We start from the raw sequence: 4,228 nt of genomic DNA, 5'->3' as shown, positions 1-4,228 counted from the left end.
TTCGGTTACGGCGGAAAATCATAGCTGATTTTCCGCAACGAGCCATACACAAAACCGTTGTACTGCATTTGAGAAACGAAATGAACATTTTATCAAAATACATTTTAATTTTAATATTACTTCTGTCTTGTAATTCAGTTAAAGACAAAAATAATTCAACCGAACTAACAAAGTCAGATATAGAAATGCAAGAGTTGATAGGAATTTTAAAAGAGGACTTAAAATATCACGAAAATATTAATCCAAAAATTTCTAATCAGGTAATAAATAAGGTGGAAAATGATATGAATATTAAACTTCCTGAATCCTATAAACTATTCCTTAAAGAATTTGGAAACGGAGCTGAATCTCTATATCATATTGACCAGCCAATTAATGGAATAAATATGGAATTCGGAACGATACATTGGTTTGGGAAATTTCATAAAAATTTAGGCGAAGAAATTGAAACTGATGGTTTCGGAGTTTATAAAAAAGACACTTTATTATGTCTAATGACCGAAAATTCAAATGGTGGAGCTTGGGTGTTTTTGACATCACAGCCTAATGAAAATGGCGAATGGCCTCTTGCTTATTATAATATTGACGACAGAAAATTATATTACAAAGTAAATAGTTTCAAAGAATGGATTCGAATTGCGACAAAATGCAAGTATGAAGTCATTCGAGAATTAGATAAAGAAGATAAATTAGGTTTAGGATGAATAAAAACGCAGTACAACAATGTATAACCGCAATTACGGCGGATTCGACTACGTCCGAATCCACTCGGAATTGCTAACCTAGTGAATAAAAGATAAAATTAGTTAATTTAACCCGTAACTGACGGTTATACGAAACCGTTGTGTTTCATACCCAAAAACAATCTGAATTACAATTTACGAATTGAAATTATGAATGAATTCACCCATTATTTAAAAGTTGATTATAGACAAGTCAGTCTTGAAATCATAATTAGTGGATTAAATGATGCCATTAACTCTTTAAAAAAACAAATTGATGAAATACATTGGTATGATGGAGATTGGTTTATGGAAGAAAGTGAACCTATATACGGATTAGCATTTATTGCTTTTCAGAATTATATCAATGGAAGTATAAAAGATTTTAAGGGAAACCTTAATAACAAAAATGAATTATACAGAATTGATAATAACAAAAATGAATATCCAAAATCAAAAATAGAATTGATAATTGGATTGGCTAATTACTCAAAACATAAAGACGAAGGAACACCTCATAGAGGAACGAAAGAAGTTTTAGACTGTTTTGAATTGAATTATGAAAAAGTAACATATTTAGATAAATCACCAATTTTTCAAGGACTAACAATTTTGAATATTGATTGGGATTTATTGAAAATTAAAACAATAGTAACTGATTGGAGAAAGTCTTTGTGGGAACAAGAGATTGAATTCAAAATATAAAAGTACGAAAACACAACAATGGCTATAATTAATACGGGTTTTGGTGTTTAATCCAAAAGTTAGTGTATTTTTATAAAGTCCGCCAAATCTTTTGATTTGGCTTTAAAAATGAAAAAATTAAAACAAAATAAAAAGTTTTGGCTAAGTGCTTAATCGGAAATTAATCTCTTATTTATTCCCGTACTAACCATAGCCGAAGCCGTTGTAATGCATAAAACCGTACCAATAAACTTATGAAATTCCAGATATTATTTCTTCTTACATTTTTGACTTTAGGATGTAATTCTCAAGCACAAAATAAAATGTTTGAGAAAGAAGAAAAGAAAGCAATTAAGTTTATGGAATCTCAAATAGCAGAAATTTATAATAACCAATTTAAAACAGAATTTATTGGAACTTTTCACGAGTTTGGAAAAATTTACGGATTCCAGTTTTATATAGTAGAAAACGATGAATATCCTATTGCAGTTGTATACAACCTTGGAAACCAAAGCCCTTTTGAATTTGACAAGCAAAGGTTTGATAAAGAATATCAGGCAATTAAGGCAAAGGTTAGAGCTTCTGAAGCACTTGAAAAAGACATTCGGGTTTATTACCCAAAGGCAAGAGCAATTTCCGACCGAATTGAAAATAGTGATGGAACATTTCGTTGGGTAAATACAATTTATTCAGCTATACCACTAAAAAAGGAAAAAGAAAAAACATTTGCGGAATTAGACTCGTTATGTAGTTTGCTGATTAAAAAAAATAATGACCAAGAAGTTATTTACAATTTTTACTTTCCAAAAGTAACCGACAAAACTAAGTACACAGACAACCGATTTTCTTTCTTTGAATTTGAGAATTTTAACCAAAAGCATATTCATCATTATCGTATTGACTTTGAAAAAATTGGAGAGCAATTTAAAATAAACAACAAAAAACTTTATGACAATCTGAATGACGAACAATCCGAAAGATTAAAGGAATCAATTAAAAAATGGAAAAGTGAAAACGGATTCGAAAATTGGGAAATATCCTTATTAATTGAAAGTAGCACTGAACGTGACCTTGAATTCAAAAAATTTATGTTAAAGAGTTCGGATGGAGAGAAAAAATTCGGACTTATTAAACTTGAAACGAAAGAACTGAAATTTGAAAAATAAAATTACGCATTACAACACCGTATATAATTTATTGCTGGCTTTTTGCCTACTTGCGAAAGTCCTCGCGGACTTTCTTTGTCGGTAATTATTTACTAAATTAGTTGCTTGAAACACGCAACAAACCATATACAACAACGTTGCCAGTAATTTGAGAATGACAGGACTTTTAAAGAAATATTTAGTTATTAAATGGTGGATTCCGTTAGCCTTTTTCGGAATATCTTTCTTTATTTTTATAACTGGAATTATATTACCAAATACTGATTTTGGATTTAATTTATTTGCTTGTTCTGCTCTGATTATGTTAATCTCATCAATTTGGCAGATAATAAAAGGCAAAAAAATGATTGGTTTTGCATTATTAGCAACTGCATTAACGCCAATTTTAGCTCTTGGATTTATGGTCTATCTATTTGCTGGAACGATGAATAAACCCGATGACGAATTAGCTTTGGATAGAATCGAACCACTTATTAAAGAAAAAACTGATTTGAGCATTCCAAATGACTTTGAGATTTTGGAAAATTTAGTCGAACATACAGAAGGAGCTTTTGACTCTGATTATTCAATTGGACTTAAAATCAAATATCAAGAATCCGAAGAAAAGCATATTACGGAACAAATACATAACGGAATAAAATCTGAATCTAAAAATGGAATTTGGAAACGCTATGAAAACGGATTTAATTTCGAGCATAACGAAAACGAAATTAATAGAGCCGAACCGTTTCATTTTAAAGTTGATACTTTATCGAATACAATTGAACTGAATTTAATGCACTTGTGAATAAAAAACTACTGGCAACACCGTGTATAATTAATTGCTTTGGCAAGTGCTTATTTGGAAAATTCCTTCGGAATTTTCTCGCGTTCGTTTTTGTTTACTAAATTAGTTGCTGAAACACGCAACTAACCATACACAAACACGTTGTAGGTAATTTAAGAACAGAACTATGAAACATAATTTACTATTTGGATTTTTATTAATTTTTACAATTAATGCCTTTTCTCAAGATTCAAAATTTAGCATCGAAGCTAACTATCCAATAACCATTGACAACAATTTTTTAGGAGACGACTCATACGGAATAGTTGACCTTGGATTGAAATACAGATTTGCAGAATTAAACCCTGTAAAAATTGGTGTTAGCTTAAATGGCAGTGTTCTGATAGATAATTCAAATCAGAATAATTCACCTCAAGACTTTTTAGTGACTACTTATATTATTCAACCTAAAATCTTTGCTGAACTTAATGTCGAATCTGTAGAGAAACTGCACCCTTTTTTAGGTTTAGGATATACATTCATGAATTTTCAATTGTCAGGTTCTAACAACGGAATGGATGTCTCTGGTGAATCTGATAATTTAAGTGGATTTGGATTTAATTTTGGTGTTGCATATGATATTAGTAATAAAATCTTTATTCAAGTTCAATATGATTTTACAAAACTAAATGTAGACGATGTTCCTGACATAAAATTTAACACTAATGTGAATTTACTAAAAATTGGAATCGGATTTAAATTATAAAAACTACCTACAACAAAGTATATAAAAAATTGCTAGTTTTAGCTAAACGAAAGTTAGTTGCTCGTTTGCTAGCTTCTGATTTTCCTTCGGAAAATCCTCGCACACAAACACGCAACTTTCCATA

General features: G+C 30.1%; 5 protein-coding genes. All 5 read left to right on the top strand.

Annotation, left to right across the window (positions count from 1 at the left end):
• On the top strand, nt 1-704 hold a 704-nt coding region (locus ABD939_RS00025; protein WP_345162856.1), incomplete at its 5' end, for an SMI1/KNR4 family protein.
• A 189-nt stretch (nt 705-893) separates the two neighbouring features.
• Nucleotides 894-1,427 carry a hypothetical protein gene (locus ABD939_RS00020; RefSeq protein WP_345162853.1) on the top strand — a complete coding sequence of 178 codons (534 nt, stop codon included), beginning with the start codon at nt 894-896 and terminating at the stop codon, nt 1,425-1,427.
• A gap of 233 nt (nt 1,428-1,660) precedes the next feature.
• Nucleotides 1,661-2,572: a hypothetical protein gene (locus ABD939_RS00015; RefSeq protein WP_345162850.1), complete on the top strand. Its 912-nt coding sequence runs from the start codon at nt 1,661-1,663 to the stop codon at nt 2,570-2,572.
• Nucleotides 2,573-2,726: 154 nt separating this feature from the next.
• Nucleotides 2,727-3,359 (top strand): hypothetical protein, encoded by a 633-nt coding sequence (locus ABD939_RS00010; RefSeq protein ID WP_345162847.1) that lies wholly within the window; start codon nt 2,727-2,729, stop codon nt 3,357-3,359.
• A 166-nt stretch (nt 3,360-3,525) separates the two neighbouring features.
• Nucleotides 3,526-4,104 (top strand): outer membrane beta-barrel protein, encoded by a 579-nt coding sequence (locus ABD939_RS00005; RefSeq protein WP_345162845.1) that lies wholly within the window; start codon nt 3,526-3,528, stop codon nt 4,102-4,104.
• Nucleotides 4,105-4,228 lie beyond the last annotated feature (124 nt).

The sequence above is a fragment of the Algibacter aquimarinus genome (assembly GCF_039543265.1).
Taxonomy (GTDB): Bacteria; Bacteroidota; Bacteroidia; order Flavobacteriales; family Flavobacteriaceae; genus Algibacter_B; species Algibacter_B aquimarinus.
The sequence above is the reverse complement of the archived record's forward strand: the minus strand, read 5'-3'. Positions and strand labels throughout refer to the sequence as shown.